General features: G+C 63.0%; 3 protein-coding genes, 1 tRNA gene and 1 pseudogene. 2 read left to right on the forward strand and 3 right to left on the reverse strand.

The genetic code is table 11. The annotated features are described in order from the left end of the window. Nucleotides 1-120: 120 nt before the first annotated feature. Nucleotides 121-210 (forward strand) — tRNA-Ser (locus ACFWEK_RS19020). A 66-nt stretch (nt 211-276) separates the two neighbouring features. On the opposite strand, the gene ACFWEK_RS19025 is transcribed toward ACFWEK_RS19020, so the two are convergent. Continuing rightward, entirely contained in the window at nt 277-702 is a 426-nt protein-coding gene (locus ACFWEK_RS19025) for a tyrosine-type recombinase/integrase (protein ID WP_430555051.1), read from the reverse strand. 335 nt (nt 703-1,037) lie between these two features. After that, a pseudogene (locus tag ACFWEK_RS19030) lies at nt 1,038-1,571 on the reverse strand (hypothetical protein); the annotation flags it as partial. On the opposite strand from ACFWEK_RS19030, the gene ACFWEK_RS19035 reads away from it, so the two are divergent. After that, nucleotides 1,477-2,136 (forward strand): HAD family hydrolase, encoded by a 660-nt coding sequence (locus ACFWEK_RS19035; RefSeq protein ID WP_430555053.1) that lies wholly within the window; start codon nt 1,477-1,479, stop codon nt 2,134-2,136. The pseudogene ACFWEK_RS19030 and the gene ACFWEK_RS19035 overlap by 95 nt on opposite strands. A gap of 52 nt (nt 2,137-2,188) precedes the next feature. On the opposite strand, the gene ACFWEK_RS19040 is transcribed toward ACFWEK_RS19035, so the two are convergent. After that, nucleotides 2,189-4,372 carry a hypothetical protein gene (locus tag ACFWEK_RS19040; RefSeq protein ID WP_430555052.1) on the reverse strand — a complete coding sequence of 728 codons (2,184 nt, stop codon included), beginning with the start codon at nt 4,370-4,372 and terminating at the stop codon, nt 2,189-2,191. Nucleotides 4,373-4,681 lie beyond the last annotated feature (309 nt).

Raw genomic sequence — 4,681 nt, forward strand, 5'->3', positions numbered from 1 at the left:
GCCAGGTAGTGCGCGCCGCGCACGACCGGAGGACGGGAGGCACTACCGGGCGGCCCCGGACACCGGATTTCGGGTCTGCCGATCCATTGGGTATCCTCGGTGGGCCGGTTCGTCCGGCGAGGTAGCGTGTCCGAGCGGCCTAAGGAGCACGCCTCGAAAGCGTGTGTGGGTGAAAGTCCACCGTGGGTTCAAATCCCACCGCTACCGCCACCCGAAGGGCCCCACCCGCGAGATTCTGCGGCTGTGGGGTCCTTCGTCGTTTCCCGCACTCCTTTTTCACTCCGTTTTCCCTTCCGGGACGCCCGGCGTCGACGCCTGGGTGACGAGCTGGTCGATCACCGTCCGCAGGTCCGGGGCGACGTGGGTCCGCTTCACGTAGTGCCGCACCGTGGTGCCCTCGTCCGCGTGACCGAGCAGCGCGGTCGCGTTGGCGATGGTGGTCGAGTTCGCGACCTGGGTGGCGACGGTGCGGCGGAAGTCGTGCGGCGTGACCTTGGTGCCGATGGCGGCCTGGGCGTCGCGGAGCTGGTCGCGGATCCTGCTCGGCGCGCGCGGCGTGGCGTTGGTCGACGGGAACACGAGGTCGTCCGGCCCGCCGTCGAGCCCGAGGTCCAGCGCCTCGGTGATCGCCGCGACGACGAAAGCCGGCAGCGTGATCGTGCGGCGCGACGTGTCCGACTTGGGCTTGGACTGCCGCAGCAACCGCCCTCGACGCGGACGACGGTGCCCGTCACGGTGAGCGTCGGGATCAGAGCCTCGAGGTCGAGGTCCGCCTCCCGCAGTGCCAAACACTCACCGATCCGCAGGCCGGTGCCGAGCATCGTGTCCACGATCTGCGGCAGCAGTGTGATGTTCCGGCGACCTCGGGGGAGCGCGGGTCGGTCCTCCCACTCGCGCACGGCTTTCCGCAGCAGGGCGATGTCCTCCAGCCCGAGCGCACGGACCTCGTCACGACGCGGCTTGCGCACCGTCACGGCGTCCCGCACCGGGTTGAACGGCGCCGCCCCGTACCGGACGCACATCATCATGACCTGCGACAGCACGTTGCGAGCCTGCCGGGCGGTGTCGAACTTCCGCGCCGCGCTCAGCGCCATGAGCACCCGGTTCACCGCGACCGGAGTCACCTCCCGCACCCGCAGCGCGCCGAACGCCGGGCGCAGGTCCCGCTCCAGCACGCCGAGATACGTCGCGAGCGACTGCGGCGTGATCTGCCCCTCGACCCGCTTCTCCGAGACCCACTGGTCGAAGACGACCGTCATCCGGGACTCCGGCGTGATCGCGGCGCCACCGCTGGCCGTTCCGTCCGTGCTCGCACGGTGCAGCTTGTCTTCCAAGCGACGCTGCGCAGCAGCACCGGACGGCCCGCGGGCCTCGTACTTGTGGAGTACGCCCGCAAAGTCGCGGTACAGCGCCTGCGCCCGCCAGACGCAACTGGTTCGACAGCGTCTGGAACACCATCGCCGTCGAGGATCCCAAGTGACCGACGCCCGAACCCTGCTCTGGTCCGCACGCGCCGTCCTACTCGACTTCGACGGCCCCGTCACGCCACTCATGCCTGCCCCGCTCAACATGCAAGCTGCGAACGCAGCGCGAGCAGCACTTGCCCGACACGGCATCGAACCCGCCGAGCTACGTGAGACCTCCGACCATCTCGCGATCATCCGATGGGCCGGAATCCACGCGCCGGACGCGCTGCCGGACGTCGAGGCGGTTTGCATCGAAGCCGAGGTCGAAGCTGCCCGCACATCGCGACCTACCGAGGGCGCGCACAAACTGATCGCCGCGCTCGGACAGGCTGGAGTCCCGGTCGTCATAATTACGAACAACGCTGCCAGCGCTGCGCGCACGTACCTGGACAGATTCGGGCTCACCGGCCAGGTGCGCGATATTATCGGACGTCCAGAACTTAGGCCAGAACTGATGAAGCCCGACGTCCATATGGTTCGGAAGGCGCTTCAGGCAGCCCGCGAAGAACCTGCGGCCACTGTACTCATCGGTGACTCGGTATCGGATGTCAAGGCCTCACGCGCAGCTGGTACCCGAGTAATCGGGTACGCGAAAAACCCTCGTCGGGGGCAGGAATTGGCGGCGGCGGACGCAGATGCGCTATCGACCACGATCCGTGCGCTCATATAAGAGCCGGTCCAGCCTCCCGAGAAACTAGCCCCTCGTCAGCGCCAGCAAAAGGTCAGGCCGTAGCATCGGCCTCTGTCAGCTCGTCATCCACCGCTACCAGCGTTCGGGGTGCGGTTCCCGTTGCAGTCCTCGCTCGATCGAGCGCGTCCCGGACCTCCCGCCTGATTCGGCGCTCGCCATAGTCGGCATACTCAAGCCGTGTGGTGCGAGCGATCTCCAGCAACTTCGCAGGCACATTCTCGAAACGTCGAATCTCGATGGAGACCGGCAGCCTGGGTGCGTCGACGCTCGCGCCTGCACAACGGAGCGGCCCCAAGCGAAGCATTTGTGAGAAGTAGTCCGGATTCACCGCTGGCGAATGTGGTGCATCTTCGCCGAGCTGGTCGCGCAGCCACGACTGAAGTCGTGTCGCTGTCCGGTCGAGGGTCAGCCACCAAGCTGTATACCCGAGTGGCGACGACTTCTGCCGGCGACGGTGCTCGATCACGCCAACGACGTTTTCTACGTCGTGTTCGACCAGTTTGTCGACAGTTCCGTGACCGATTGCATCCGTGCGTCGACGTTTCGAGTGTGAATCGAGCCAGAGATTTTGAACTGCCCCACGCAGTTCGATGGGTGCCGCATCCGAAAGGGGCGCCAGATCTTGTCGGCGAATCCCGAAGAGCTCATCGATAGACTCTTCGATGTCTTGCTCTGGATGCAGATCCCCCTTGATGTCGCGGATCCATTCTTGAAGTTCGAGCGCGGATCGCCCAGAATAAATATATGCGGAGAGGACGAACGGAATTCGCCCTCGCCATCCGGATCCTAGCTGGACGCATCGAATACAGTTGTCGAGATGGTGGCTAATTTCGTTTATTACGCCCCCGGTGACGTACAGCGATAGTCCCGAATCGAGGGCCGCGCGGAATAGTCTGGTAAACGGCTTCTGATCGTCGACGTCGAGTGCGAGTTCACCGATTAGGGGCAGTACTGCGGATGTGTCTAGCCACACCTCGGCTCCTTCGAATATTCTCGAAAGAGTTTTCTGGACGTCAGGGGTCTGTTGGAGAAATGCCAAGAGCGTGTAGGCGTTCAAGATTCGCTCTAGGTGGGAACGGCCGCGTTCGGACGGAGTGGCGAGTACAGTGAGGATGGCAGCCGCTGCTTGGTCCGTGCGAATAGTCAGCGAAAGTTCGTAACCGCTTAGCGCATCCGCGATCTCCACGGCAGGGGTCTCGGAGACGTTCTCGTAAATGATGGAATGGGCAAACGCTTCGCCGCGCTCCAGGAGAAGCCGCTCCAGCCCGACTCTTAGGGATTTGGACTCCGCCATTAGCAGCTCCGGGGCATCGTCCAGCTCCTCGCTGACTCCAAAAAGTGCAGCAGCGAGGTCCTGTTCTAGCGATTCCTGCTCAAGGAGGAATTCGGCTGCGCCGGACTGCCATTCCGTGGACGCCTCGAAGCTTAGGTGATAGTTCTGCTGTATCCGGTTGTGCTTGACAGGACCGCGTTTCTTGGAGAGCCTGTCTAGGGCGCTCGACGCTAGGGCGTGAACCTGCTTTCTCTCGGCATTCGGCAGCATGCTCGATGTGGTCGCAGCGACTTCTTCTTTGGTTCTTGGGTCCTCGGCAGTAGTTCCGACCAGCGCCGCGAGGACTAGAGCGTCGAAACTTGTCTTCGTTAGCGACTGATCTGATCGGCTATCCTGCTCGTTGAGAGCCAGTTGTAGAAGGGCAACCTTGCTCTCGTCGTGCGAGAGCGGTGATGTAATCTGTTTGACAATCTTGCGCTTTTGAAGAAGTGGCAAGACGAAAGCTTCGATGAGCTCTTCAGCGGCGGTGCTACGTGCAGGCGAATCGCTCTCTCGCTCGATGAACCAATTTCGGTCTCGGAGATCGATCTGAATTCCATGGTCGTTCCAGGCGTCTTCGCGCGCCTGATCAATCTTCGCGCCGATCTCTTGATTGGTGCAATATATAATTCTATTCACACCGGAAAAGTTCTCGGTGATCTTCTTGATCGTATCTTGGATCTTGCTTTGCCAGTCCGTGGTGACTGAGTACTGAAACATCGTCCTTGGCATCCCGTCCAGCCGGAATACTTCAGCGTCGCGTCCTCGATCACCGCTACTTGAAGCGGTCGTGCGGAGCGCTGGAAAGTCGGACGCGAGGAACTCTGACGTGAATTTCTCGAAATGTCGCCAATCAGCGGGCTTGATCTGCTCCAGTGCAAATTCAAGGCGAGGGTTGACCATGCGGTGACAGTACCGGATGGGCGCAGCCGGTGGTGGGGTAAGTCGGTCGCCTTGCCGGGTGATCTGTGTGACCTGCGCTGGATCTTGGTCGCACACTGTGGCGGGAGCGGCCCTCCCTTGCGCTCCTGCTGCGCCGTGCCTGGGGCGACCGAACTGGTCGCGTGCCCCAGGGCTGCATGAACCGCCGGCGTGAGGACTTTCTCTACTGACTCAAGGCGCGGCTCCGCCGAGCATCCCTGAGCTCGAGGTCGATGAGACGATCCCGCCGCGGCCGGAGGAGGAGGTCGCCGACGTCGCGCGGGCCGAGCC

The sequence above is a fragment of the Isoptericola sp. NPDC060257 genome, assembly GCF_042726645.1.
In the GTDB taxonomy this organism is placed as follows: Bacteria; Actinomycetota; Actinomycetes; order Actinomycetales; family Cellulomonadaceae; genus Isoptericola; species Isoptericola nanjingensis.